The 26,647-nt window shown below is 73.2% G+C and carries 13 protein-coding genes; 11 read left to right on the top strand and 2 right to left on the bottom strand.

All coding sequences use genetic code 11. The annotated features are described in order from the left end of the window. Nucleotides 1–84 precede the first annotated feature (84 nt). From ACIQFU_RS08580 to ACIQFU_RS08530, 11 genes are all read left to right on the top strand, one after another. The gene (locus ACIQFU_RS08580; RefSeq protein ID WP_402550074.1) at nucleotides 85–6,804 is read left to right on the top strand and encodes an amino acid adenylation domain-containing protein; all 6,720 of its coding nucleotides are present in this window, start codon (nucleotides 85–87) and stop codon (nucleotides 6,802–6,804) included. Then, nucleotides 6,801–12,356, top strand: coding sequence for an amino acid adenylation domain-containing protein (locus ACIQFU_RS08575; RefSeq protein ID WP_402550073.1), 5,556 nt, complete (start codon nucleotides 6,801–6,803; stop codon nucleotides 12,354–12,356). Before ACIQFU_RS08580 ends, ACIQFU_RS08575 begins: the two co-directional genes overlap by 4 nt. Beyond that, complete coding sequence (locus ACIQFU_RS08570; RefSeq protein ID WP_402550072.1) at nucleotides 12,353–13,504, top strand: saccharopine dehydrogenase NADP-binding domain-containing protein; 1,152 nt, start codon at nucleotides 12,353–12,355, stop codon at nucleotides 13,502–13,504. Before ACIQFU_RS08575 ends, ACIQFU_RS08570 begins: the two co-directional genes overlap by 4 nt. Then, nucleotides 13,501–15,516 (top strand): Gfo/Idh/MocA family oxidoreductase, encoded by a 2,016-nt coding sequence (locus ACIQFU_RS08565; protein ID WP_402550070.1) that lies wholly within the window; start codon nucleotides 13,501–13,503, stop codon nucleotides 15,514–15,516. The genes ACIQFU_RS08570 and ACIQFU_RS08565 overlap by 4 nt, the downstream gene beginning before the upstream one ends. Nucleotides 15,517–15,524: 8 nt before the next feature. Continuing rightward, nucleotides 15,525–16,778 carry a cytochrome P450 gene (locus tag ACIQFU_RS08560; RefSeq protein WP_402550068.1) on the top strand — a complete coding sequence of 418 codons (1,254 nt, stop codon included), beginning with the start codon at nucleotides 15,525–15,527 and terminating at the stop codon, nucleotides 16,776–16,778. Next, complete coding sequence (locus ACIQFU_RS08555; protein WP_402550067.1) at nucleotides 16,775–17,602, top strand: thioesterase II family protein; 828 nt, start codon at nucleotides 16,775–16,777, stop codon at nucleotides 17,600–17,602. The genes ACIQFU_RS08560 and ACIQFU_RS08555 overlap by 4 nt, the downstream gene beginning before the upstream one ends. A 49-nt stretch (nucleotides 17,603–17,651) precedes the next feature. Further along, entirely contained in the window at nucleotides 17,652–18,380 is a 729-nt protein-coding gene (locus tag ACIQFU_RS08550) for a class I SAM-dependent methyltransferase (protein WP_402550065.1), read from the top strand. Next, nucleotides 18,377–20,266, top strand: coding sequence for an ABC transporter ATP-binding protein (locus tag ACIQFU_RS08545; RefSeq protein WP_402550063.1), 1,890 nt, complete (start codon nucleotides 18,377–18,379; stop codon nucleotides 20,264–20,266). The genes ACIQFU_RS08550 and ACIQFU_RS08545 overlap by 4 nt, the downstream gene beginning before the upstream one ends. Then, nucleotides 20,263–22,020, top strand: coding sequence for an ABC transporter ATP-binding protein (locus tag ACIQFU_RS08540; protein WP_402550062.1), 1,758 nt, complete (start codon nucleotides 20,263–20,265; stop codon nucleotides 22,018–22,020). Before ACIQFU_RS08545 ends, ACIQFU_RS08540 begins: the two co-directional genes overlap by 4 nt. A gap of 64 nt (nucleotides 22,021–22,084) precedes the next feature. Continuing rightward, entirely contained in the window at nucleotides 22,085–23,494 is a 1,410-nt protein-coding gene (locus ACIQFU_RS08535; protein ID WP_402550061.1) for a salicylate synthase, read from the top strand. Between the two features lie 203 nt (nucleotides 23,495–23,697). Beyond that, the gene (locus tag ACIQFU_RS08530) at nucleotides 23,698–24,009 is read left to right on the top strand and encodes a hypothetical protein (RefSeq protein ID WP_402550059.1); all 312 of its coding nucleotides are present in this window, start codon (nucleotides 23,698–23,700) and stop codon (nucleotides 24,007–24,009) included. A gap of 612 nt (nucleotides 24,010–24,621) precedes the next feature. Here the strand turns inward: ACIQFU_RS08530 and ACIQFU_RS08525 are convergent. Both ACIQFU_RS08525 and ACIQFU_RS08520 read right to left on the bottom strand, forming a co-directional pair. Next, nucleotides 24,622–25,494, bottom strand: coding sequence for a LysR substrate-binding domain-containing protein (locus tag ACIQFU_RS08525; protein WP_402550057.1), 873 nt, complete (start codon nucleotides 25,492–25,494; stop codon nucleotides 24,622–24,624). Between the two features lie 187 nt (nucleotides 25,495–25,681). Continuing rightward, nucleotides 25,682–26,431 carry an SDR family oxidoreductase gene (locus tag ACIQFU_RS08520; protein WP_402550056.1) on the bottom strand — a complete coding sequence of 250 codons (750 nt, stop codon included), beginning with the start codon at nucleotides 26,429–26,431 and terminating at the stop codon, nucleotides 25,682–25,684. Between the last annotated feature and the right edge of the window lie 216 nt (nucleotides 26,432–26,647).

Raw genomic sequence — 26,647 nt, 5'->3', positions numbered from 1 at the left:
AGGGGGGCTTCAGTCCCTCGGACGGAGCCCCGCCGCCGACGCGGCCACTTCACCCGCCCCGCCCCAGACCGGAAGGCCCCACCAGTGAGCGATGAAGCAGTCGTCCCAGCGCGAACGGCGGAGGGCGAGAGGTCCCTCTTCGCACCGGACGCCGTGCGTGAAGCGGTGGCACGCGCGCTGGAGATGGCGCCGCACGAGCTGGACGACGACCGCGACCTCTTCGAACTCGGTCTCGACTCACTGGTGTTGATGTCCCTGGTCGGCACGTGGCGGCGCGCCGACACTACGGTCACCTTCCAGGAGCTGACCCGCACCCCGACCCTCGAAGCCTGGACGGCCCTGCTCGGGCAGGAGCATCCCGTCGAGGCACCCACGCGCCCCGCACCGGCCGGTCCGGCCACCGCGCTCCACGCGCCCGCCGACGAGGAACCGGCGGAGCCCTTCCCGCTGGCGACGATGCAGCACGCCTACTGGATCGGACGCCAGGACGGCCAGCCGCTCGGCGGCGTCGCCGCGCACTTCTACGTCGAACTCGACGGCCAGGAGGTCGACCCCGACCGGCTCGACACCGCGCTGCGCGCCCTCGTGCTCCGCCACGGCATGCTGAGGGCCGTCTTCGACGAGGAGGGCCGGCAGCGCTTCGGCCCGCCGGGAGCCCCCCTCACCGTCCACGACCTGCGTGACCGCGATCCGCGGGACGCCGAGACCGAGCTGGAGCTGCTGCGCGAACGCAACACCCACGCCCGCCCCGACATCACCTCCGGCGACGTCTTCCGCGCGGCCCTGTGCCTGCTCCCCGAAGGCCGGACCCGGCTGCAGATCGACCTCGACATGATGGCCGGCGACGCCCTGAGCCTGCGCGTCCTCCTGTCCGATCTGCGCCGCCTCTACGACTGTCCCGACGACCGGCCCCGCGCACTCGGCCTCGACTACCGCACGTACCTCGCGGAGCACGCCGCCCGACGTGACGCGGAACGTGAGCAGCACGCCGCCTGGTGGCGCGAGCGCCTGCCGGAGCTGCCCCGCGCGCCGCGCCTGCCGACCACCGTCGACCCGCTCACCCCGGTCGGCGCCGGCGACACCACGCTCACCCACTCGCGCCGCCTGCACCACTGGCTGGGCCCCGCCGACAAGGCCGCGCTGATCAGCGCCGCACGACGGCACGGCATCACCCCCGCCGCGGCCCTCGCCACCGCCTTCGCCGAGGTCGTCGCCGCCTGGAGCGACAGCCGGCGCTTCCTGCTCAACCTCCCCCTGTTCGACCGGGAGATGTTCACCCCCGACGTGGCCGGTCTGGTCGGGGACTTCAGCAGCTCGGTCCTGCTCGACGCGGACATGAGCGCGCCCCTGCCGTTCGCCCGACAGGCCCGCGGGCTTCAGGAACGCCTCCAGGAAGGCATCTCCCACGGCGCGTACGGCGGTGTCGAGGTCCTGCGCGACCTCGCCCGCGCCGAGGGAGCCCCGGTGCTGGCCCCGGTCGTGTACACCAGCGCCATCGGACTGGGCGAGATCTTCGAGCAGGACGTCCAGAAGGCCTTCGGCCGACCCTCCTGGATCATCTCCCAGGGCCCCCAGGTGTACCTGGACGCCCAGGTCACCGAACTCGACGGCGGACTCCTCCTCAACTGGGACGTCAGGGACGGCGTGTTCGAGGCCACCGTGCCCGACGCCGCGTTCGACGCCTACCGCGGCCTCATCACCCGTCTGATCACGGACCCCGACACCTGGGCCCGGCCGGTGGACGGCCTGCTCGCCCCCGGCGTCCTGCCGGGGCGCGCGGTGGCGGCGCTGCCGCCCGCGCCCGCACCGGACCGCGCCCTGCACACCCGCTTCTTCCGGCTCGCCGAGACCGAGCCGGACCGCGTCGCCGTCGTCCGCACCGGCGGCGACACCCTCACCTACGGGGAACTCGCCGACACCGCCCGGAGGATCGCCGGGCTGCTGCACGGTCACGGCGTCCGGGAGGGCGACACCGTCGCGCTGACGCTACCCAAGGGCGCCGACCAGATCACCGCCGTCCTCGGCATCCTGGCCGCGGGCGCCGCGTACGCCCCCGTCGGCGTCGAGCAGCCCGCCGTACGCCGCGAACGCATCCACTCCGTGGCCGGAGCCTCTGCGGTGCTCACCGACCAGGAGCACGCGCCGCTGTGCGAGGGGGTCTCCGCGGCCCCGGTGCTGCTCCTGGAGGACGCCGCGACGCACGAGCCCGCCCCTGTAGTCCGGCCGGACCCCGCACTGCCCGCCTACGTGCTGTTCACGTCCGGCTCCACCGGGCTGCCCAAGGGCGTCGAGGTGTCGCACCGCGCGGTCGTCAACACCGTCGAGGCGATGGCGGAGCAGCTCGGCCTCGGCCCCGAGGACCGCACCCTCGCCATTTCCGCGCTCGACTTCGACCTCGCCACCTGGGACATCTTCACCCCGCTGTCGCTCGGCGGCCAAGTGGTGACCGTCGGACAGGAGCACCGCCGCGACGCCCACCACTGGGCCCACCTGGTGCGCGCGCACGGCGTGACGCTGGTGCAGTGCGTGCCCGCCCTGCTGGACCTGCTGATGGCCGCCGGGGAGGACGACGGCCTCGGCGACAGTCTGCGCATGGTGCTGCTCGGAGGGGACTGGGTCGGCCTGGACCAGCCCCGCAGACTGCGCGCCCTCGTGCCCGGCTGCCGCTTCGTGGCGCTCGGCGGCATGACGGAGGCCGCCGTCCACTCCACGGTGTTCGAGGTCGAGGAGACCGATCCCGCCTGGAAGTCCGTCCCCTACGGCGTTCCGCTGCGCAACATGCGGGCCCGGGTCGTGGACGGACGGGGGCGCGACTGCCCGGACCTCGTCCCCGGCGAGCTGTGGATCGGCGGGCCCGGTGTGGCCAACGGCTACCGAGCGGACCCCGAGCGGACCGCCGAACGCTTCGTCGAGTACGACGGCGAACGCTGGTACCGCAGCGGCGACCTCGCCCGCTACCGGCCCGACGGCGTACTGGAGTTCCTCGGCCGCGCCGACCACCAGGTGAAGATCGGCGGTCACCGGATCGAACTCGGCGAGGTCGAGTCCGCCTTGGAGGACGACCCCGCCGTGCTGCACGCGGTCGCCTGCGTCCTCGACACACCCGTACGACACCTCGCCGCCACCCTGTCCGCCCCCGGCGAGGCACCCGATCCCGACCAGGTGCGCCTGCGGGCGGCGCAGCGGCTTCCCGCGTACATGGTCCCCGAGCGCCTGCTCGTCCTGGGCGACCTGCCGCTGACCGCCAACGGCAAGCTGGACCGGGCGGCCGTGCGCCGGGCGCTGACCGAGGAGGCCGGAGACGACGGCCCCCGCACCTCGGCACCGGCCGGACCGGTGGAAACCGCGGTGGCTGCCGAGTGGGCCGACCTGCTCGACGTGCCCGAAGTGGGCCGCGAGAGCAGCTTCTTCCTGCTCGGCGGGGACTCGCTCGTCGCGACCCGGATGATCGGCCGGCTGCGTGCCGCCGGATTCCCCGACGCCCGCGTGGCCGACCTCTTCGCCCGCCCCGTACTGCAGCACTTCTGCGAGACACTGCACCCCCGGGCCGCCACCGAGGCACAGCCCGTACCGGCCGCCGTACCGGTCCTCGTGCCCGACCCGGACCGCGCCCACGAGCCCTTCCCGCTCACGGACGTCCAAGCCGCCTACCACACCGGCCGCGACCCCCGTTTCACCCTCGGCGGCGTCGGCACCTGGCACTACACGGAGTTCGACGGCCCCGACGTCGACCTCGACCGGCTGGAGCGCGCCTGGAACACCCTCGTCCGGCGGCACGGCATGCTCCGCGCGGTCGTGGAGGACGGACACCAGCGCGTCCTGCCCGACGTACCGCCCCTGCGCATACCGGTGGCGGACGTCCCGGCCGGCGACGCCGACGAGGCGCTGGCCGGCCTGCGCGCCCGCCTGTCCCAGCAGGTGCGCGACCCCGCCCGATGGCCCCTCTTCGCGGTCGAGGCGGTGCGCTACGACGATGGCGGCGCCGTACGCACCCGCCTGGGCGTCGGCCTGGACTACCTGGTCCTGGACGCCCTCTCCATCACCACGCTCTACGCCGAACTGAACGTGCTCTACGCCGACCCCGAGCACGAACTGCCGCCCGTCGACGTGTCGTTCCGCGACTACCTCACCGGGCTCCCCACCGACCCGGGGCCGGCCGAGCGGGCCCGCGCCCACTGGCAGGAGCGGCTGTCCGAACTCCCGCCCCCGCCGGCCCTGCCCTTCGACCGGGACCCGGCGACCCTCGACGTGCCCGTCTTCACCCGGCGCCGGCTGAGCCTGCCCGCCGAGGAATGGCAGACCGTCAAGCGGGAGGCGGCCCGGCACGGCCTCACCCCGTCCACCGTCCTGCTGGCCCTGTACGCGGAGGTCCTGGAGACCTGGAGCGGGACGGACGCGCTGACCGTCACGCTCACCCTCTTCAACCGCCGAGACGTCCACCCCCACATCCACCGGGTGCTGGGCGACTTCACCTCCCTCTCGCTGGCCGGGCACCGGCGCGACGGCGGGTCCTGGCTGGAGGCGGCCGAGGCACTGCAACGCCGCCAGGCGGAGGACCTGGACCACCTGAACGTCCCGGTCGACTGGCTGCTGAGGGAGTTCGGCCGCCGGACGGGCACCGTGGACGCCGCCGCGCCCGTGGTGTTCACCAGCGCCATCGGCGTCGGTGACGCGACGCTGGCCGGACCGGGCACCGGCTTCCCCGCGAAGGTCTGGGGCATCTCGCAGTCCCCGCAGGTGTGCCTGGACAACCAGGTCACCGAGGAGTCCGGGAACCTGGTCGTCACCTGGGACGCCGTCGAGGAACTCTTCCCCGAGGGCGTACTGGACGCGATGCTCGGCGCCTACGAGAGGCTGCTGGGATACGTCGCCGCCGGTGACTGGGACGCGCCCTTGCCCGGTCTGCTGCCCGCCTCCCACCTCCAACGGCGGGCCGCCGCCGCACGGGAGGCCGCCCTGGAACCGGTGGTCCCGCGCCCGCTGCACGCGGCGTTCTTCGCCCACGCGAAGGCCGTCCCCGACCGGACCGCCCTCGTCACGACCGCGGGGGAGGAGGTGACGTACGGGACCCTCGCCGACCGGGCGCTGCGCACGGCCGCCGCGCTCGGTGACGCCGGCGTGGCCCCGGGCGACCTGGTCGCGGTGACCCTGCCCAAGGGACCGGAGCAGATCGCCGCGGTCCTCGGTGTCCTCGCGGCCGGCGCCGCCTACGTACCGCTGAGCCCCGAACAGCCCGCCGCACGACTGGAGCGGGTGCGCGCCACCGCCGCCTTCCAGATAGTCGTGGGCGACTGGCCCGCTCCGGGCGGAACGGCTCCCCGTGCCCTGTCCGTCACGGAGACGCAGGGCCACGAGCCGCTGCCCGCACCGTCGCACACGTCTCCCGAAGCGCTCGCCTACGTCATCTTCACCTCGGGTTCCACCGGTGAGCCCAAGGGGGTGCAGATCACCCACGCGGCCGCCTGGAACACGATCGCGGACATCAACGCCCGGCACGGCATCGGCGCGGACGAGCGGGTCTTCGCCCTGTCGGCACTGGACTTCGACCTGTCCGTGTACGACGTCTTCGGGCTGCTCGGCGCGGGCGGCTCCCTCCTGCTGCCCACCGAGGACCAGCGCCGTGCACCGGCCCGCTGGCCGGGCCTGCTCGACCGCCACGGGGTGACCGTCTGGAACACCGTCCCGGCACTGCTCGACCTGCTCCTCGACGCCGACGAGCAGGAGACGCCGCAGGGTGGACGTATCGCGGGGCTGCGGACGGCGCTGGTGTCGGGCGACTGGATCGGCCTCGACCTGCCCTGCCGCCTGCGGGAGCGCACCGCCCGTCCCTGCGTCTTCGTCGCCATGGGCGGTGCGACCGAGGCCGCCATCTGGTCCAACACGCTCACCGTCGAGAAGCTGGACCCCCGATGGGTCTCCATCCCCTACGGACGTCCCCTGACCGGGCAGCACTACCGCGTGGTCGACCGGGACGGACGGGACTGCCCCGACTGGACGCCCGGCGAACTGTGGATCGGCGGCGCCGGACTGGCCGGCGGCTACCTGGCCGACCCGGCCCGCACCGCCGAGAAGTTCGTCGAACGGGACGGGCGGCGCTGGTACCGGACCGGTGACCTGGGCCGGTTCCGGGGAGACGGACTGCTGGAGTTCCTGGGCCGCCTCGACAGCCAGTTGAAGATCGCGGGCCACCGCATCGAGGCCGGTGAGATCGAGGCCGCGCTGGAGTCCCACCCGGCCGTCGCCCGGGCCGCCGTCGTGGCGGTGGGGGAGCGGACCGCGAAGCGCCTGGCCGCCTTCGCGGTACCGCACGAGCCGACGCACGCGCGGTCCGCCGGTGCCGTCGAGCCCGGCACACCCGCGGCGGACCCCGGCCTCACCGAGAGTCTCTTCGCCCTGCTGGCCGAGCGAGTGCCCGGCTACGCGGTCCCCTCCCGCATCCAGCTGCTGCCGGCCCTGCCGCTCACCGCGAACGGCAAGGTCGACCGGACGGCGCTGGCCGCTCCGGCGGGACCGGAGACGGCGCCCGCCGTGACCGAACCCCCGCACGGCGAGACCGAGACGGCCCTCGCCGGCCTGTGGAGCGAGCATCTGCCGCACTGGACGCCCGACCGCCACGCCAACTTCTTCACCGCGGGCGGCGACAGCCTCACCGCCCTGCGCCTGCTCACCGCGATCGAGCGCCGCCTCGGGGCCACCGTGCCCGCCCGGCGCTTCTTCGCCGCACCGACCGTCGCCGCGCTCGCCGCGGACATCACCCGAACGCTCGCGGCCCACGGGACCGCCTACGAGACCGGAGAGCTGTGAACATCCCTGAACTGCTGGCCCGTTACGCCGACGAGGGCGTGGTGCTCTGGGCCCAGGACGGCCAACTGCGTTTCCGCGCCCCCCAGGGCCGCCTCACCGACGCACACCGGGCCGAACTGCGGACCCACAAGGAAGCCCTCCTGCGCCACCTGGAAGCGGAGGAACCGGTGCTGCGGGCCGACCCGGACAACCGCCACGCGCCCTTCCCGCTGACGGACATCCAGGCCGCCTACCTGATCGGCCGCACCGACGCCTACGCCTACGGAGGTGTCGGCTGCCACGCCTACGTCGAACTGGAATACCCCGACCTCGACGTGGACCGCGTCACCGCGTCGTGGCGGGAGCTGGTCCGGCGGCACGACATGCTCCGTGCCGTCGTCCACCACGACGGCTACCAGCAGGTCCTGGCCGACGTACCCTCCCTCGTCGTCGAGGCCGACGACCTGACCGCGCTCTCGCCGGCCGTCGCCGAGGCGGAGCTGGAGCGCACCCGTGCGCGGCTGTCCGCACGCGAGGCGCCCACCGACCGGTGGCCGCTCTTCGAGGTGCGCGTGAGCCGGACAGCGGATCGGGACGTACTCCACCTCTCCTTCGACATGCTGGTCGTCGACCACGCCGGCCTGCGCATCCTCCTCGCGGAGTTCCAGCGGAGCTACGGCGGTGAACCCCTCTCCGAGGCACCCCGGATCGCCTTCCGCGACTACGTCCTGGCCCGCCGCGCCCTCGCCGACTCCGACGCGCACACCCGCGACCGCGCCTACTGGACCGAACGGCTCGACACCCTGCCGCCCGCACCCGAACTGCCGCTCGCCGAAGCCTGGGAGGCGGGCGTCGGCGGCGCCGGGGAGAGGGGCCGCACCCCGGCCACCTCGGAGCCGGTGACCTTCCGCAGGCTGGAGGTCCTGCTGCCCGCGGCCGACCGGGACCGCCTCACCGAGCGGGCCGCGCGGCGCGGACTGACCCTTTCCACGGTACTGCTCACCGCGTACGCCGAGACGGTGGGCCGCTGGTCGCGCACCAGCCGGTTCACGCTCAACGTGCCCACGGTGGACCGGCCCGACCTGCACGAGGACATCGGCCGGCTCGTCGGCGACTTCACCTCGCTCGAACTGCTCGCCGTGGACCTGGACCACCCGGCCACCTTCGCGGAGCGCACCCGTTCCGTCGGGGCGCGGCTCCTGGACGACCTCGCGCACCCCCTGTTCACCGGCTCCGAGGTGCTCGCCGAACTGTCCCGCGGGGCCGGCGCACCGGTGCTGATGCCGGTCGTCTTCACCAGCGCCCTCGGCACCGGCGCCACCTGCGAGGGCGTGCCCCCCGAGGTGACCTACGCCCTGACGCGGACCCCGCAGGTGTGGCTCGACTGCCAGGTCATGCACCGCGGCGACACCCTGAGCCTGTCCTGGGACATCCGCGAGGGCACCCTCGCCCACGGGGTGGCCGACGCCATGTTCGACGCGTACACGGCACTCGTACGGGCTCTGTCGGCCGAGGGCGAGGGCGGGGACGCGGCCTGGGACGCACCGGCCGAGATCCCGCTTCCCGAGGCACAGGCGGTGCGCCGCAACGCGGTCAACGCGACCGAGGGGCCCCTGCCGGACACCCTCCTGCACGAACCCGTACTCGCCCGGGCCCGGGCCACACCGGACGCCGTCGCAGTCCGCACCCCCGAACTGGTCCTCACCTACCGGCAGCTCGTGGCCCGCGCGGGCGCTCTCGCCGAGGCACTGACCGCGTCCGGACTGCGCCCCGGGGAGCCCGTGGCGATCTGGGCGGACAAGGGCTGGGAGCAGGTCGTCGCCGTCTTCGGCACACTCATGGCGGGCGGCGCCTATCTGCCGGTCGACACGGCACAGCCACCGGCCCGCCGGGACACGATCATCGCGGACGCGGGCGTCCGCACGGTCCTCACCCAGTCCTGGCTCGCCGAGATCGACGACCTCCCGGCGGACGTCGCGGCACTCGCCGTCGACCTGCTCCCCGAGGACGCCGCGGCGACACCCGGGGCGAACGGAGCACGGCGCCACCCGGACGACCTCGCGTACATCATCTACACCTCCGGCTCCACCGGCACGCCCAAGGGTGTGATGATCAGCCACCGAGCCGCCCTCAACACGATCGAGGACATCAACCGCCGCTTCACCGTCACCGAGCGCGACCGCGTCCTCGGCATCGCGGGACTCGGCTTCGACCTCTCCGTCTACGACCTGTTCGGACCGCTCGCCGTCGGTGCCACCCTCGTCCTGCCCCACGCCGACCGGCGCGGCGACCCCTCCCACTGGGCCGAACTCGTCCGCGACTTCGGCGTCACGGTGTGGAACTCCGTACCCGGCCAGCTCCACATGCTGTGCGACTGGCTGCGCCCCGAGCCGCCCACGGACGACGCCTCGCTGCGTCTCGCACTGATATCCGGCGACTGGATACCGGTCGCCCTGCCGGACCAGGCCCGCGAACTCCTCCCCGGGCTGGAGATCGTCTCCCTCGGCGGAGCGACCGAAGGATCCATCTGGTCCATCGCCCATCCGATCGGCCAGGTGGACACCGCACGCCCGAGCATCCCGTACGGCACGCCCCTGACCAACCAGACGTTCGCCGTGCTCGACCGGCAGCTGCGTCCACGGCCCGAATGGGTCCCGGGCGAGCTGTACATCGGCGGCGCCGGCGTCGCCCAGGGCTACTTCGGCGACGAGGGCCGCACCGCGGAACGGTTCCTCACCGACCCCGCCACCGGGGAGCGGCTCTACCGCACCGGTGACCTCGGACGGTACCTCCCCGACGGCACCATCGAGTTCCTGGGCCGGGAGGACGCCCAGATCAAGATCCGCGGCTACCGGGTCGAACTGGCCGAGGTCGAAGCCGCCGTGCAGGCCCACCCCCGGGTCGCGGCGGGCGCCGTCGTCGTCGACGACTTGGCGGCCGGAGGCCGACGCCTCGCCGCGTACGTGGAGACGGCCCGCAAGGACGGCCCGGCGGACGCGGACGCGGACCGTGCCGGAACCCCGGCGACGCGGACACAGGCGCGGGCGGCAGCCGCCGACGCCGTACGGGAAGCCTCCGCGGCCGTCGACGCCGTACGGCTCACGGAATTCCTGGCCGCCCTCGACGACGTGGCCCTCGCGGAGATGACCCGTGTCCTCCACGTCTCCGGAGCCTTCGCGGACGGCGCCTCGCGCACGGCCGAGGAGGTGGGCACGGCACTGCGCGCCACGCCCCGCCACCGGCACATTGTGCGGCGCTGGCTGCGTGCCCTGGCGGCACGCGACCGCCTCACCCACCGGGACTCCGACGACACCTACACCGGTCTCGTCACCGTCCCGGACAGCGAAGCGGAACACGGCTGGCGGCGGGCCGCGGAACTGGAACACGAGGTCGGCTGGAGCACGGAACTGCTCACCGTCATGCGCACCTGCGCCGAGCGGCTGCCCGCACTGGTCTCCGGGGAGACGGGCATCCGGGAACTGCTCTTCCCCGGCGCGGCCACCGAGGCAGCGGACGCCGCCTACCGCGACAACCTCGCCATCCGGCATCTCAACCACGCGGTGGTCGCCGCCCTGCGCGAGATCGCCGCGGGCCACACCGGCGAGGAGTGGCTGCGCGTCCTGGAGGTGGGCGGCGGCGTCGGCGGCACCACGGGTGAACTGGTGCCCGTCCTCGCCGAGTACGGCGTCGACTACCTGTTCACGGACGCCTCCGCCTTCTTCCTCAACGAGGCCCGCGAGCGCTTCGCCGACCACGCCTGGGTCCGCTACCAGCGCTTCGACGTCGACGAGGACCCGCGCGCCCAGCACCTGCTGCCCAACACCTTCGACGTGGTGATCTGCGCCAACACCCTGCACGCCGCCGCGGACGCGGACGCGGCCGTGGGCCGGCTGCGGGAACTGCTGGTGCCCGGCGGACAGCTCGTGTTCGTGGAGAACACCCGCGACGAGAACCTGCCCCTGCTGGTCTCCATGGAGTTCCTCGAGGTCGCGGGACGGACGTGGACCGACGTGCGCGAGCACCACGGGCAGTCCTTCCTCACCCACGCGCAGTGGCGCCAACTCCTCGAAGCGCACGGCGCGTCCGAGGTCACCTCGTTGCCCGACGCCCAGGACGCGCTGGCCCGGACCGGCCAGGAGGTCTTCCTCGCCACGCTGAAGGACGACCGCCACCACGTCCCGGTGGGCGAACTGGCCCGCACCGCGGCGACCCGGCTCCCGGAGTACATGCTCCCCTCGGTGTGGCAGGTCGTCGACTCCCTGCCCCGCACGGCCAACGGCAAGACCGACCGTGCCCGCCTGCGGAGCTGGCTGCCCAGCGAGAGCGGCCCGGCCGTCGTGGACGAGAAGCCCATGGACGACCTGGAGAGGGCCCTCGCCGAGCTGTGGTCGGAACTCCTCGCGGCCGAGAGCGTCGCCCGGGGCGACGACTTCTTCGACCTCGGCGGCGACTCGCTCCTCGTCGCGCGCATGGTGGGCCGGCTGCGTGAACGCGTGCCGCAGGCCGCCGACCTGGAGTGGGAGGTCGTGCTGCGCCACATGCTGCGCCGCCCGACGGTCGCCGGGCTCGCCGCGTTCCTGCGCGCTCTCGCGGGCACCGAGGACGCGCCGGCCGCCGGTGCCGTACGCACGGACCCGGTGATCCACCTGCACGGCGCCCGCTCCGACGACGAGCCGACCACCGTCCTGGTCCACGCCGGAACCGCGACGATCATGCCGTACCGGGCGCTGATCACCGAGATCCGGCGCCGCTCACCGGGACTCGCCGAGGTCGTGGGCGTGGAGGTCCCGGACCTGAACGGCTTCCTCGCCGCGCCGCCGGAGGGGCTCATCGAGCAGATGGCGGCCGACTACGCCCGCGCCCTGACCGCCGACGGCCGCAGCCGCTTCCACGTCGTCGGCTACTGCCTTGGCGGCCTGATCGCCACCGAGGTGGCCCGCAACCTCGCCGAGTCCGGGGCCGAGGTGGAGAGCCTCACCGTCATCAGCAGCCACAGCCCCCGCTTCCGGCTCGACGACGAACTGCTCGCCGAGTACTCCTTCGCCGTCATGATGGGCATCGACCCCGCCGACCTCGGCTTCCCCGACGACCAGCACCGGGTCGCCGCGGCCGCCGACGCGGTCCTGGCCGCCAGTCCCGGCGTCCTGCCGGACGGCGGACTCGCCGCACTGGCAGAGGAGTTCGCGGACGTCGCGGGACGCTTCCGGGAGCTGGCCGGCATCCCCCGGGCCACCCGTATCGCGCGGATGTGCGAGGCGGTGCCCGCATCGGCCGGCACCTACGAACCCGACCACATGACCCGGCTCTTCCTCGCCTTCCGGCAGAGCGTCTTCGCCATCACCCGCTACGACGCCGAGCCCTACGCCGGTGACATCACCTTCCTGCGCCACGACGGCGCCTACCCCTTCCCCGGCAGCAAGGACGCCGTCACCGCCTACTGGGAGGAACTCACCCTGGGCGACCTGGACATCGTCGACATCGGCGGCGACCACTACAGCTGCCTGTCCGTCGAGCACGCGCCCGGCATCCTCAAGACCCTCGCCGAGCTGACCCAGGGGGCGATCACCCGATGAGCAAGCCCGTGATCGGGGTCCTGGGCGCCTCCGGCGCGGTCGGCCGGGCCGCCGTACGCGAACTGCGCGCCCTCGGCCACAGCGGCCTGCGGCTGGGCGGCCGGACCGCGTCCACCCTGTGCGAGGTCGCCGAGGAGAACCCCGGCGGCCACGACGAGACGGTCTGGGCCGACGCCACCGCACCGGACGGACTGCGTGCCTTCACCGAGGGCTGCGACATCGTCCTCAACTGCGTCGGCCCCACCTACCGGCTCCGCGCCACCGTGGCGTTCGCGGCGCTCGACGCCGGCGCGCACTGCGTCGACGTGGCCGGCGACGACCCGGCCGCCGAAGACCTCCTCAAGGGCGGCGATCCGGCCCGCGACGCGCGCACGGTCGTCCTGTCCGCGGGCGCCCTGCCCGGCCTGTCCAGCCTCCTGCCCCGCTGGCTGGCCGGGCAGGGCCTGGACGGTGTCGCCGCGCTGACCGCGTACTGCGGGGGCCTGGAGCCCTGTTCGCCGACGGTGGCGCACGACTTGATGCTCTCCCTCAGCTCGGGCGGTGCGCACGGCGCGGCCTACGGCGAGGCCCTGGCTGCCGTCCGCGGCGGCCGTCGCGTGCCGCGCGCCCTGCGCACCGACGAGGACACCGTGCACCGAGCGTTCCCCGGCCGGGTCGCCGTACAGCCCTACCTCAGCGGCGAGAGCGAACGCCTCGCCGGCGACCTGGGCGTCGACCGGCTCGACTGGTACAACGTCCACCCCGGCCCCGCCGTACGCGCCCTGCTCAACCTCCTGCCCGGCCGCCTCGCCGCCGGAGGGGACCCGGACCGCCTGGCGCAGCGGCTGATCCTCGCCGCCGACCTCGACCTGGCCGGACGCAAGCCCTACTACGTCATGGACTTCGCGCTGTCGGGCACCGCTTCGGGGGCGCCCGCGACCGCCGGAGCGACCCTGCGCACGGCCAGCAGCTACCGGCTCACCGCCGCCGTGGGAGCCCTGGCGGTGGACGCGGTACTGCGGGGCGGGGTCCCGGCGGGCGTCCACTTCGCCGGCGACGTGCTCGACCCCGACGCCGTGGTGCGGCACCTGCGCTCCCACGGGACCGCCGACCTCCGGCTCACCGGAACGGCCGCCGGCGCCGGGCTGGATGAGGAAGGGGTCCTGTGAGCACCTCGACACCACTGCGCGTACTGGTCTGCGGCACCAACTTCGGCCGCTTCTACGCCGAAGCCGTACGCCGACGCCCCGGATACACCCTGGCCGGCATCCTGAGCCGGGGATCGCGAGCCTCCAGGGAGTACGCCGAGAGCCTGGGCATCCCCTTCCACACGGACGCCGGTGACCTTCCCGACGACATCGACGCGGCCTGCGTGGCGGTGAGTTCGTCCATCTCGGGCGGCCAGGGAACCGACCTGGCCCGGGCGCTCATGGACCGGGGCATCCACGTGCTCCAGGAACACCCCGTGCACCTCACCGAGTTGACGGACAATCTCAAGCACGCCCGCCGCCGAGGGGTGCAGTACCGGCTCAACACCCACTACCCGCACGTCGCCCCGGTCCGCTCCTTCGTCGAGGCGGCCCGGCGGCTCGTCGCACGGCAGCGCCCGCTCTTCCTGGACGCCGCCACCCCGATCCACCTCATGCACCCCCTGGTGGACATCCTCGGGCAGGCCATGGGCACCCTGCGCCCCTGGCGCTTCGCGGACCCGGCACCGCTGCCCGCCGGCATCGGACCCCAGCCGTTCCGCTCCCTGCACGGCGTGTTCGCCGGCGCACCCCTCACCCTGCGGGTGCACCACCAGCTCGACCCGTCCGACCGGGACAACCACGCCCTGCACTGGCACCGGATCGCCCTCGGCACGGAGGGCGGGGTCCTCACCCTGGCCGACACCCACGGGCCCGTGCTGTGGAGCCCACGGCTGCACATCGGACGGGACGCCGACCGGCGCTTCGTCCTGGACGGCCCCGGCACCGGCCGCCTGGGACTCGGGAGCACGGCGGTGGTCGGAAGCACCGGCTCCTTCCGCACCGTCTTCACCGACCTGTGGCCGGAAGCGATCGGCAACGCGCTCGACGGTCTCCGCGACGCGATCGCGCAGGGCGGCGACGCTCTGCGCGCGGGCCAGTACGACCTGGCCGTGTGCCGCGTCTGGACCGACCTCGCGGCCCGGCTCGGCCCTCCCGAGATCGTCCGGCCGCCCACGCCGCGCCCCCTCGCGGTGAGCGACGTCTTCCCCGCACAGGAGCGGTTCCGGTGCGACACGGCCGACACCCGCCCCGCACCGGACGAGGCGTCGGCCCCGCCCTCGGACACCGCCGCGTACTCTCCGTCGGCCGAGTTCTTCGACCTCGTCGCCGCCGAACACACCGCGACCGCGAGCGCCCCCGCCGTCGCCGCGCTCCTCGCCGACGCCGACCTCGGCACCGGGCCGGTGGTGGACATCGGCGCCGGCATCGGTCTCCTGACCGAGGCGGTCGCCCGGGCACGGCCGGACGCGGAGATCATCGCCTGCGAACCGTCGGTCGGCATGCGCGCCGTGCTCACCAGCCGGGTCTTCAGCGACGAGGACCTGCGGACCCGGGTGACCGTCACCGCGGACGCCGCCCCCGACCTCGACCTTCCCGACCGGATCAGCGCTGTCCTGCTCTGCGGAGTCCTCGGCCACCTCGACGCCGAGGAGCGGGCCAGGCTGTGGCGGCGGGTGAACCGGCGACTGGCGCCCGGCGGACTCGTGATCGTCGAACTCATGCAGTTCGAGGAACCGACGACCCTGCCCGAGACCCGGCTCGCCACCGCGACCGCCGGACGCCACCGCTACGAGTGGTCGTTCGGCGGCACACCGGACGAGGCGGACGACGGCGCGATGCGCCTGCACTCCACCTGGCGGGTCTACCGGGACGGCGCCCCGCGGGCGGAACGCGAGGTCCACGACTCCTACCGCTGGGAGCCCTTCGGACTGCGGGACGTCGTCGCCGAGTCCGGCCTGACCGCACGCACCCTGCCCACCCGGCCCGGGGCACCCCCGCTGGCCGTCCTCACCCGGACCCCGGACACGTCCGGCCCGGCTCCCGTACAGCACCTGCCGCGTGCCCGGACCGCGCCCGACGGTCCCGGCGCTCCGGCATCTCCGGGCACCCCGAGCCCCATCCCCCTCCTCTCCTCCTCCACCGACGGCTAGGACCCTCCATGACAAGCCCCGAGACCCCTACGGCGCCCCTGCCCCCCGGCGAACCCCGCACGGACTCCGCGTCCCCGCCCCGGGACTTCCCCGTCCAGCGCGGCTGCCCCTTCGCGGCGCCCGCGGAGTACGACGCGCTGCGCACCCACGAGCCGGTCGCCCGCGTCACCCTGCCGACCAAGCGCGAGGCCTGGGTGGTCACCCGCTACGACGACGTACGCGAACTGCTCTCCGACCCCAGGGTCAGCGCCGACATCCGCCGCCCCGACTTCCCGGCCCTCGGAGAGGGCGAGCAGGAGGCCGGGGCGAGGTTCCGCCCCTTCATCCGCACCGACGCCCCCGAGCACACCAAGTACCGGCGCATGCTCCTGCCGGTGTTCACCGTGCGCCGGGTGCGCGCGATGCGCCCGGCCGTCCAGGCCCGCGTCGACGAGATCCTCGACGACATGCTCGCCGCCGACGGCCCGGTGGACTTCGTCTCCGCGTACGCCAACGCCGTCTCCACCTCGGTGATCTGCGAACTGCTCGGCATCCCCCGGGAGAACCTGGAGTTCTTCCGGGACGTCACCCGCGTCTCCGGCTCCCGCCACAGCACCGCCGAGCAGGTCTCCGAGGCCCTCGGCGATCTCTTCGGCCTCCTCGCCGAGCTGATCGGCAGGCGCAGGGAGGAGCCCCGCGACGACCTGGTCTCCAAGCTCGTCACCGAGCACCTCGTCCCCGGCCACGTGACCACGGACCAGCTCCTGTCGACCCTCGGCATCACGATCAACGCCGGACGCGAGACCACCACCAGCATGATCGCCCTGAGCACGCTGCTCCTGCTGGAGCGGCCGGAGCTGATGGAGGAGCTGCGCCGGGACCCCTCCCTGATGCCGGCCGCCGTCGACGAACTCCTGCGTGTCCTGTCCGTCGCCGACTCCATCCCCTTGCGCGTGGCCGCCGAGGACATCGAGCTGTCCGGCCGGACGATCCCCGCCGACGACGGCGTCATCGCCCTCCTGGCCGGGGCCAACCACGACCCCGAGCAGTTCGACGAGCCGGAGCGGGTCGACTTCCACCGCACCGACAACCACCACGTCGCGTTCGGCTACGGCGTCCACCAGTGCGTCGGCCAGCACCTGGCCCGGCTGGAACTGGAGGTCGCCCTGGAGACGCTCGTCCGCCGCGTCCCCACCCTCCGCCTCGCGGGGGACCGGGAGGACGTCGTGATCAAGCACGACTCCGCCACCTTCGGCCTCGAAGAGATGAGGGTGACCTGGTGACCGTTTTCCCCCGGTCCTCCGCACGCGGGGCGCGCGCCGACAGCCCCTGGATCAGACGGTGGAACGGCGGCACCGCACCCCGGTTCACGCTGATCTGCCTGCCGCACGCCGGTGGCAGCGCGAGCTTCTACCGGCCCTGGGCGGCACTGATGCCCCCCGAGGTCGAACTGCTCGCCGTCCAGTACCCCGGCCGCGAGGAGCGCCTTGAGGATCCCGAGGCGGCCGGCATGAGCGAGCTGACGACAGCGGTGGCGGACGCCGTCACGCCGCTGCTCGACCGGCCGTACGCCCTGTTCGGGCACAGCATGGGCTCCGCCGTGGCCTGGGAACTCGCCCACGAGCTGAACCGCCGCGGACTCCCGGGCCCGCGCCGCCTGTTCGCGTCCGGCCGGGCCGCCCCCGGTACGGCCGTCACCGGGCAGCTCCACCGCCAGAACGACGACACCCTGAGCGCCGAACTGGCCCGGCTTGGCGGGACCAGCCAGGAGATCCTGGACGATCCCGGGCTGCGGTCCCTGATCCTCACGGCCGTACGTCACGACTACCGGATCATCGAGACGTACCGGCCACCCGACCGGAAGCCGCTGTCCTGCCCCCTGCACGTCCTCACCGGCGGCGCCGACCCGGAACTCGGTGAGGAACGCAGCCGCGACCGGGCAGGCGGCTGGGCGGACCTCACCACCGCCCGCACCGAGGTACGCGTCTTCCCCGGCGATCACTTCTACCTCACCCCCGGACGCCGTGAGGTCGTGGCCACCGTCCTGCGCAGGCTGGACCCGTCGCTGACCACCGGCGGCACGCACACCTGGCCGAGCACCCCGTGAACCGCCGCACCGAGCCCGCCCGCCCGGCCACCCCAGCCCGGAGAGCATCGTGATCGACTACTACTCGACCTCGGCCGAGTTCTACGAACTGGTCGCCACCCGGCACACCGCCAGCAGCGGCCCGCCGCTGACCCGCGTCCTCACCGGACTCGACGTCTCCCACGGCCCCGTCCTCGAGATCGGCGCCGGCACAGGCCGCGTCACCGAGGTCATCGCCGCCGCCCTGCCGGACGCGGAGATCCTCGCCGCCGAACCGTCCGCCACCATGCGCGCCATGCTCACCTCCCGCATCGCCCGCGACCCGGACCTGCGCCGGCGCGTCACCGTCGTGGACGGGGCCGCCCAGGACCTCGTCCTGCCCGACCGGCTCTCCGCCGTCGTCGTTTTCGGCGTGGCCGGTCACCTCACCGTCCCCGAACGCGTGGCGCTGTGGAAGCGGCTCGCGGACCGCCTGCCCGACGGTGCGCCCGTCGTCGTGGAACTGATGGGGGTCTCCTCGCCCCGCGTCATCCCCCCGGTCATGTCCCTGCGGGAGACCATCGGCCGCCAGACGTACGAGTGGTGGATCGGCGGCGAACCCACCGAGGGCGACGCCATGCGGTTCACGACCACCTGGAAGGTCCTGCGCGACGGCCGCACCGTCCGCGAGGTCGCCGACAGCTACGACTGGCACACCTTCGACGTCGCCGTGCTGGCCCGCGAGGCCGGCATGACCAGCCGCCGCATCACCGAGGCGGGCGGCAGGCCCATCCCCGAAATCGGAGTACTCGTCAAGTGAAGTCACAACCGCCCGAGCCCGGCCCGCCCCCGGCAGCACCGGACACCGCAGCCGACGGCGCGGGCACCCCCGACAACCCGCCACGGCCACTGCGCACGCTGGCCGCGCCCGTCCGCGGACGACTGGCCCTCGCCGTCGGTCTCCAGGCCGCCGCCGCCCTCGCCGGAGTGGTGCCGTTCATCGCCGTCTCCCGCGTCGCCGAGCGCCTCACCACGGGTTCCCCGGCCGACGGCGACGCGCTCTGGCCGCTGGTGGCGCTGGCCTGCTCGGCCGGCCTCGTCGCCCTCATGTGCGGCACGGCGGCCGGCGCCCTCGCCCACATCGCCGACAACGACCTTCAGCTCGCCCTCCGCCGCCGGCTCGCCCGGCACATCGGGCGGCTGCCGCTCGGCCGGCTCACCGAACGAGGCACCGGCGAGGTCAAGCAGGCCGTGCAGGACGACGTGAGCGCGCTGCACACCCTGTTCGCCCACACCCTCCTCGACGTCGTCTCCGTCCTCACCGCCCCGGTGCTCGTCCTGGCCTACCTGCTCACCGTCGACTGGCGCCTGGCCCTGGTCAGCGTGGTGCCCCTGCTGCTGGGCGTGTTCCTGTTCAGCCGGGCCATGGCCGGGGCCGCGGCCCAGATGGCCGAGTTCGGTGCCGCGGTGGGCCGGATCTCCGCCGCCGCCGTGGAGTTCGCTTCCGGCATCGCCGTCTTCAAGAGCTTCGGACGCGGAGGCAAGGCCCACGAGAGGTTCGTCCGCGCGACCGAGGGCTTCGCCGACTTCTTCTCCGGCTGGGTCCGGTCCACCCTGCCCCCCTCCACCGCCGCGATCCTGGTGGTCGCCCCCGCCGTGGTCCTGCTGCTCCTGACCGGGCTGGGCGCGCTCTTCGTCACGCAGGACTGGACGACCGGCGCCGAACTCGTCCCCTTCCTCCTGCTCGGCCCCGCCGTCGCCGCCCCCATGGGTGTCGTCGGCCCCCGCATCCAGCAGATCCGGGCCGGCCAGGCCGCCGCCGTGCGCATCACCGACCTGCTGGACGCCCCCACCCTGCCCGAGCCGACGGCCGCGGTCCTCCCCGACGGCCACCACGTCCGCCTGCGGGGGGTGTCCTTCTCCTACGACGGGAACACCGACGTCCTCAGCGGCGTCGACCTCGACCTCGCGCCCGGCACGGTCACCGCGCTGGTCGGCCCCTCCGGCTCGGGCAAGTCCACCCTGGCGTCGCTGCTGCCCCGCTTCCACGACGCCACCGCCGGCACGCTTACCCTCGGCGGCGCCGACCTGCGGGACATTCCCGCCACCGAGCTGTACCGACGCGTCGGCTTCGTCCTCCAGGACGTACGGCTGCTGCGGGCGAGCGTCGCCGACAACATCCGCCTGGGCCGCCCCGACGCCTCCGACGAGGAGGTCGAGCGGTGCGCCCGAGCCGCCCGCATCCACGACCGCATCACGGCCCTGCCCGACGGCTACGCCACCGAACTCGGCACGGCCGTCACCTTCTCCGGCGGCGAGGCGCAACGCCTGTCCATCGCACGGGCGTTGCTCGCCGACGCGCCCGTCCTCGTACTCGACGAGGCGACCGCCTACGCCGACCCGCACTCCGAGGCACTGATCCAGGACGGCCTGTCCGCCCTCGCCGCCGGCCGCACCCTCCTCGTCATCGCCCACCGGCTGTCGACCATCCGCTCCGCCGACCGGATCGTGGTGCTGGAGGACGGACGCGTCACCGAACAGGGCCGCCACGACGACCTGCTCGCCGCCGGCGGCCGCTACGCCGTGCTCTGGCAGGCCCAGCGGACCGCGGGCCCGGACGAGACCGACGGCGTACCGCACCACCGGTCCGCACCCGTGGGCGCCCGTGGTGCGGCGGACGACATCCGAGAGGGAAGTGCACGATGATCCGTCAGCTCTACCGCGTCCTGGGGCCGGAAGGTTCCCGCCCACTGAACCGGCTGGTGCTCCTCCAGTCCGGCGCGGCCGTCCTCCAGGGCGTCGCCTTCGCCCTCCTCGTGCCCGTCCTCAAGGCCCTGCTCGGCACGGACCCGGACGACGTATGGCCCTGGCTGGCAGGATTCACCGGCTGCGTACTCGTCTACGCGGCGCTCCAGGGCGCGGCCGTCAGCGGCGGTTTCACGGTCGGATCCCAGCTCTCCCGGGTGCTCCACCGCCGTATGGCGGACCAGGCCCTGCGCCTGCCGCTGGGCTGGTTCACCGCCGGCCGCACGGCCGAATTCAGCAGGCTCGCCGGGCAGAACGTCATCCAGGTGATGAGCACACCGGCCCACCTGCTCCGACCGTTCATCACCTCCCTGCTCACCCCGGTGACGCTGGTCGTCGCGACCTTCTTCTTCGACGTACGCACCGCACTGGTGCTCCTGGCCTGCGTGCCGGTGCTGTTCGCGGTGCAGCAGGCGAGCACGGCACTGATGCGCCGGCTCGACCTCGGCCGCGACGCCGCGATCGGCGAGTCGGCCGACCGGGTCCTGGAATACACCCGCAACCAGCCGGTCCTACGGGCCTTCGGCCGCACCGCGGAGGGCTACGGGGCGCTGGACGACGCCCTGTTGGCCGAGGCGCGCGCCGACCGCCGGCTCATCGTCCGCGGCCTGCCCGGCCTGGTCTCCTTCACCTTCGCCACCCGGCTCGTCTTCGCCCTGCTGCTCGCACTCGGGGTGTCCTGGCAGCTCGACGGGTCGCTCACCGTCCCCGCCCTCCTGGCACTCCTGGTGCTGCTGGTCCGCCTCATCGACAGCGTGGCGTCCGCCGCCGAAGCCGGCTCGGGCATGCGTATCGCCCGCAACACCCTGGAACGGCTCGGCGCCGTCCTCGACGAGCCGCCCTTCCCGCAGCCGGCCGAACCGAAGACACCGCGGGGCGCGGGCGTGGAGTTCGCCGGGGTCGGCTTCCGCTACGACACCGGGACGGCAGACGGGACTTCCGCCCGCCCGGTCCTGAACGACGTGACCTTCCGCCTGCCCGAACACAGCATGACCGCCCTGGTGGGACCCTCCGGCGCCGGCAAGACCACGGTCGCCGCGCTGATCGCCCGCTTCCGTGACGCCACGGAAGGCACCGTTCGCATCGGCGGCGTCGACGTCCGCGAGATCACCGCCGACGACCTGGCCGCACACGTCTCCCTCGTCTTCCAGGACGTCTACCTGTTCGACGGCACCATCGAGGAGAACGTCAGGATCGCGGCCCCGGAAGCCGCACCGGACGAACTGACGCACGCCGCTGCCCTGTCCGGACTCGACCGGGTGATCGCGGAGTTGCCCGACGGCTGGGACACCAAGGTGGGGGAGGGCGGCACGCGGCTGTCCGGCGGGCAGCGTCAGCGCGTGTCCATCGCCCGTGCACTGCTGAAGGACGCGCCGATCCTCGTCCTCGACGAGGCCACCGCCGCACTCGACCAGGAGAACGAGGCACTGTTCGCCGAGGCCGTGCGGGCCCTCGCCCACCGCAAGACGCTGCTGGTCATCGCCCACCGGCTGAGCACCGTCGTGCACGCGGACCAGATCCTGGTCCTGGAGGACGGCGGGATCACCGAACAAGGCACACACGACGACCTGGTCACGGCGGACGGAACCTACGCGTCCTTCTGGCAGCGGCGGGCGCGGGCCCACGGCTGGCGGCTGGAGGCGGCACGGTCATGACCCCGCACCCGGCACCGGCGACCCACCGGGCACAGCAGCAGCGTCAGAGGGAAGGCACGACACGATGAGCACCGGCCTGAGCGACAACACCTGGGATTCGTGGGCGGGTTCCGTCCCCCCACTCCAGCGCTCGACAACTCTGGGGCCTCGCCACGACCCCGCGGCCACCAGCACCCGCCTCGCCCAAGCCGAGCTCGCCGACCAGTACATGGTCTACGAGGCGGCGGGCGGTGTCTGGCACTTCGCGGCGGGCTCCGCCGTAAGCCTCACCGCGCACCCGACCACCATCACCGCGCGGGCGGCGGGCCGGACCTGGACCTGCCCCACCGGCGGCAGGCCGCTGACGGCGTTCGCCGCCGCACTGAGTGCCCTGTCCGCGGTGCACGGTGCGCACGACGGCGGACGTCATTTCTACGGCTGGGCGGCCTTCGAACTCGCCCATATCCTGCACGCTGATCCCTCGGACGCCGGCGCCGGACCGCTGCTGCACGCACTGATCCCGTCCGTCGAGGTGACCCTCACCGGCGACCGGACCGTGGTCCGCGCGGTGGACGATGCGTGGCTCCGCAAGGTCGCCGACCTGCTGGCGGAGCCGACGACACGACAACTCCCCGCCGACGGGACCACTCCGGAGGTCACTGAGCGGACCGTCGCGGCCGGCACCGCCGCCTACGGCAGCGCGGTGTCGCGCACGGTCGCGGACATACGTGCCGGGCTCCTGGAGAAGGCCGTCGTCTCCCGAAAGGTTCCACTGCCCGCCGGACCACCCGTGGACTTCCCCGCGACCTACCTGGCGGGCCGCCGGGCCAACACTCCCGCCCGTTCCTATCTGCTGGACATCGGCGGCTACCGGGCGGCCGGGTTCAGCCCGGAGACCGTCGTGGAGGTCGGGGAGAACGGACGTGTCAGCACCCAGCCGCTCGCCGGCACCCGCGCACGCGGGGCGGACCCGGCCGAGAACGAGCGCCTACGCACGGAACTGCTCACCGACCCCAAGGAGATACACGAGCACGCCGTGTCCGTACGCCTCGCCTGGGACGAGATGGCCGCCGTGTGCCGGCCCGGTTCCGTCGCGGCCGAGGAGTTCATGGCAGTCCGGCCGCGCGGGTCGGTGCAGCACCTCGCCTCCAGGGTGACCGGCCGACTGCGAACCGAGGCCGGACCGTGGGACGCCTTCGCCTCCCTCTTTCCCGCGATCACCGCCACCGGAGTCTCCAAACGCTCCGCTCTCCAGGCCCTGGCCCGCCACGAGGAAGGTCTCCGCGGGCTGTACGGCGGGGCGGTCTTCCGGGGGAGCGCCGGCGGAGCCCTGGACGCCGCCCTCGTCCTGCGCACCCTCATCGGCGAGGGCGAGGAGACATATCTGCGCGCGGGCGCGGGAGTCACCGCCCAGTCCAGCCCGGAACGCGAGACCGAGGAGACCTGCGAGAAACTCCGCAGTGTCGCTCCGCATCTGAGGTTCGCCCCTCATTAGGTCCCGGAGCCGACGGTGCACACCGGAACCGGGGGAGATGCATTGGCGGATACAGCAACGAAAGTCGTTGTCGACACTGTTCGTGCGCAATTAGCCTGTTTGCCGACGTGTGTTCTCCAAGGGAGCCCTGCCCGCGAGGGTAGAAAACGGGAAGGACATTGGAGGCTGTCGTCCAGCACGGGCGGTGGTCCGATTTCACGGAGATGAGCGAAGTGGCGACATCTTTGCAACATGAACCGCACCCCGGACACGAACACAAGCACGGCGAGGGCTGCGGTCACGTGGCGGTTCCTCACGACGGACACGTCGACTACGTACACGACGGGCATCTGCACCGTGAGCACGACGGCCACGTGGACGAGTGCGAGGTCGACGGGCACCGGGAGCACGCCGAACACTCCCACGCGCACGGCGAGGGCTGCGGTCACGTGGCGGTTCCCCACGGTGACCACATGGACTACGTGCACGAGGGCCACCGCCACGCGGCTCACGAGGGCCACTGGGACGACCACTGAACGGCAGGGGCGTCGTCGGGCCCGAGCAGGAGGACCGCAGCGTCCTGCCGTATTCCGGGTGACGGGTCCGCCGCCTTCCCTGTCCGATGATCACGTTGTTCGGCGCGGGGTGGCCACCCGTGCGGTGCCACGCCAACGCCGGTGACACCGTTCCTGCTTTGTGCGAGTGCTGCCTGGAGTCCGTCCCGTCGCCCCGGCCCTGCAGGCCGGCGTTCTGCAGGAACGCGGTCAGGCCGTGCGGAGTGAAGGCCGTTGCGACGCCTGGAATGGCGGCTGCCGTCTTGGGGGCGGCAGTCAGCCGGAGTCCGACTTCCACGAGGGTCCAGCCGAGACGGGCGCGGAGGTCCCGGGGTTGCCGGACCGTTGCGGCAAGACGGTGCGTGTCGGTTTCGGCGCGCAGTTCGACGCCGCGGGCACGGTGCAGGGCGAGGAGGGTCTCGGGTGCATTGGACTGTGGCCTTTCACTCTGTGGTGAGGGGAAGGCGTGCGTATGGATGCGCACCTGGGCGGTGTCGGCGTCGTCCTCGTCTCCTGCGGCCACACCTGACGGTTGCCGAGCCAGGTCGAGAGGTCCCGGGTCTGGGCGGTGGCGACTTCGTGGAAGATTGGCCCTCACAGGGTGGCGGTAGTGAGGAATGCGTCTCTGGTGGGGCTGGTGGCCTGTGGGGAATACAGGGCGTGCAGGGGAGCGTGGACGGGCGGGCTGAGGGCGACGACGGCGGCGCCGCCCGCGGCTCGGCCTGGGGCCGTGGTGACGAAGGCGAGACGATCGGTGCCGATGACGGCGGTGGCGGGTGGGGTGCCCTGGAGGACGGTGCGTTCGGTGCGGGGGTCGAAGCCGGCTGCGTGGCAGTGGCTGATGAGCAGGTCGGTGTAGCCGGAGTGCCCGGGTTGGCCCCAGACGATGAAGTGCTGGTCGGCGAGGTCCGACAGGGCCACGGAAGTGTGTGTGGCGAGGGGGTGGTCGGCGGCGACGGCGATGTTGAGCGGCTGGTGGCCCAGGGTGGTGCGGGCCAGTCCGTGTGGCGGGGTCATGGCCCGGCACAGCCCGATGTCGAGGTCTCCGGCCAGCAGTGCGTCCGTCAGTTCGGCCGGGTAGCGCTGGTTGACGTCGGTGGCCAGGTGGGGGTGGACGGTCCCCACCTGCCGCAGCAAGGCGATGATCTCCTCCCCGGTGACGGCCGGGGTGTGACCCAGGCGCAGCACTTCCTGCTCGCCGCGGCCGATGCGGCGGGCCCGCAGGAGGGCGGAGCGTGCCGTGCCCCGCAGGATCCGGGCGTCCTCGGCCAGGGCGGCGCCCGCAGGCAGCAGCATCACACCGGTGGCGGTGCGCTCCAGCAGGGGGACGCCTACTTCGCGTTCCAGGACGCGGATGGAGGTGGACAGCGCCTGCTGGGACAGGTGCAGGCGGGCGGCGGCGCGGGTGATGCTGCCCTCCTCGGCCACCGCGATCAGGTGCTCAAGCTTGTGCAGGTCCAGGCCCACGGGGTCAGTTCACCCCCCTGCGGCACCGGCACGGGGAACCGCCCCGCCGCTCGCTCTGCGCCCACGCCCCGGGAGCAGTCAGCTCGGCAGCCACCTCTTGACCCCCTCGTGCCGGAATCGGATACGGCGTGCGCCCGCCCGCGGGGCCGACCGCGTCGACGAGCGCGGCCGGCCCTGGTGTGCGGCTTCATCGGGTGGTGTAGCCACCGTTGGCGAACAGTGTCTGCCCGGTGATCCAGGAGCCCTCGACGGCCAGAAACCTGATCAGCGGGACGATGTCATCGATGTGGGTGAGCTGGTTGCCCATGGCCTGCGACTTGTGGAACTCCACCCGCTCCGGCGTCTCCTGCGGGTAGAAGAACGGCGTGTCCATCGGCCCCGGCGCCACGACGTTCACCGAGATCGACCGGTCGGCGAACTCCTTGGCCGCCGCCCGGGTGAAGTGCTCCAGCGGCGCCTTGCCGCCCGCGTAGGTGGAGTAACCGTCGGTGAAGGCGGCCAGCAGGGAGGTGCCCAGGCTGATGATCTTGCCGTGGTCGTTCAGGCGGCGCCCCGCCTCTTGGATGAAGAAGTACGCAGCCTTGGCGTTGATGCCGAACATGCGGTCGTACTCTTCCTCGGTGGTCTCCAGGATCGGCTTGCGCAGCACCATCCCGGTCGTGTTCACCGCGACGTCGACGCCGCCGTAGGTGTCCACCGCGGTGTCGAACAACCGCCGCACACTCGCCACGTCCGTCAGGTCGCCCTGCACGGACACCGCCTGCCCTCCGGCGTCCTCGATGGCCCGGACGGTCTCCTCTGCCTCTTTCTCCGACGTGTGGTGATGCACCACGACCTTGGCCCCGGCCTCGGCGAACGACTTGCTGAGCAGCCCACCCAGGTTCTTCTCGCCCCCGCCGACGACCGCGACCTTGTCCTTGAGCGCGTGCTCGGCCATGTCCAGTACCTCCTCATAGTGCCATCGGTGACCGTATTGATCACTTCCACCCACGAGGCTAGACAGGTCTACTGGTGCAGGCCAACGCGACCTGTGCGTCGCCCCACAAACAGCCTCGATGAGCGCGTGCTCGGCCATGTCCAGTACCTCCTCATAGTGCCATCGGTGACCGTATTGATCACTTCCACCCACGAGGCTAGACAGGTCTACTGGTGC

The sequence above is a fragment of the Streptomyces sp. NPDC093065 genome (assembly GCF_044754585.1).
GTDB lineage: Bacteria > Actinomycetota > Actinomycetes > Streptomycetales > Streptomycetaceae > Streptomyces.
The sequence above is the reverse complement of the archived record's forward strand: the minus strand, read 5'-3'. Positions and strand labels throughout refer to the sequence as shown.

Bases quoted from the DNA above. Each gene is read 5' to 3' on its own strand.
- ACIQFU_RS08570 (WP_402550072.1), top strand. From the start codon at position 12,353: ATGAGCAAGCCCGTGATCGGGGTCCTGGGCGCCTCCGGCGCGGTCGGC.
- ACIQFU_RS08560 (WP_402550068.1), top strand. From the start codon at position 15,525: ATGACAAGCCCCGAGACCCCTACGGCGCCCCTGCCCCCCGGCGAACCC.
- ACIQFU_RS08540 (WP_402550062.1), top strand. From the start codon at position 20,263: ATGATCCGTCAGCTCTACCGCGTCCTGGGGCCGGAAGGTTCCCGCCCA.
- ACIQFU_RS08535 (WP_402550061.1), top strand. From the start codon at position 22,085: ATGAGCACCGGCCTGAGCGACAACACCTGGGATTCGTGGGCGGGTTCC.
- ACIQFU_RS08530 (WP_402550059.1), top strand. From the start codon at position 23,698: ATGAGCGAAGTGGCGACATCTTTGCAACATGAACCGCACCCCGGACAC.
- ACIQFU_RS08520 (WP_402550056.1), bottom strand. From the start codon at position 26,431: ATGGCCGAGCACGCGCTCAAGGACAAGGTCGCGGTCGTCGGCGGGGGC.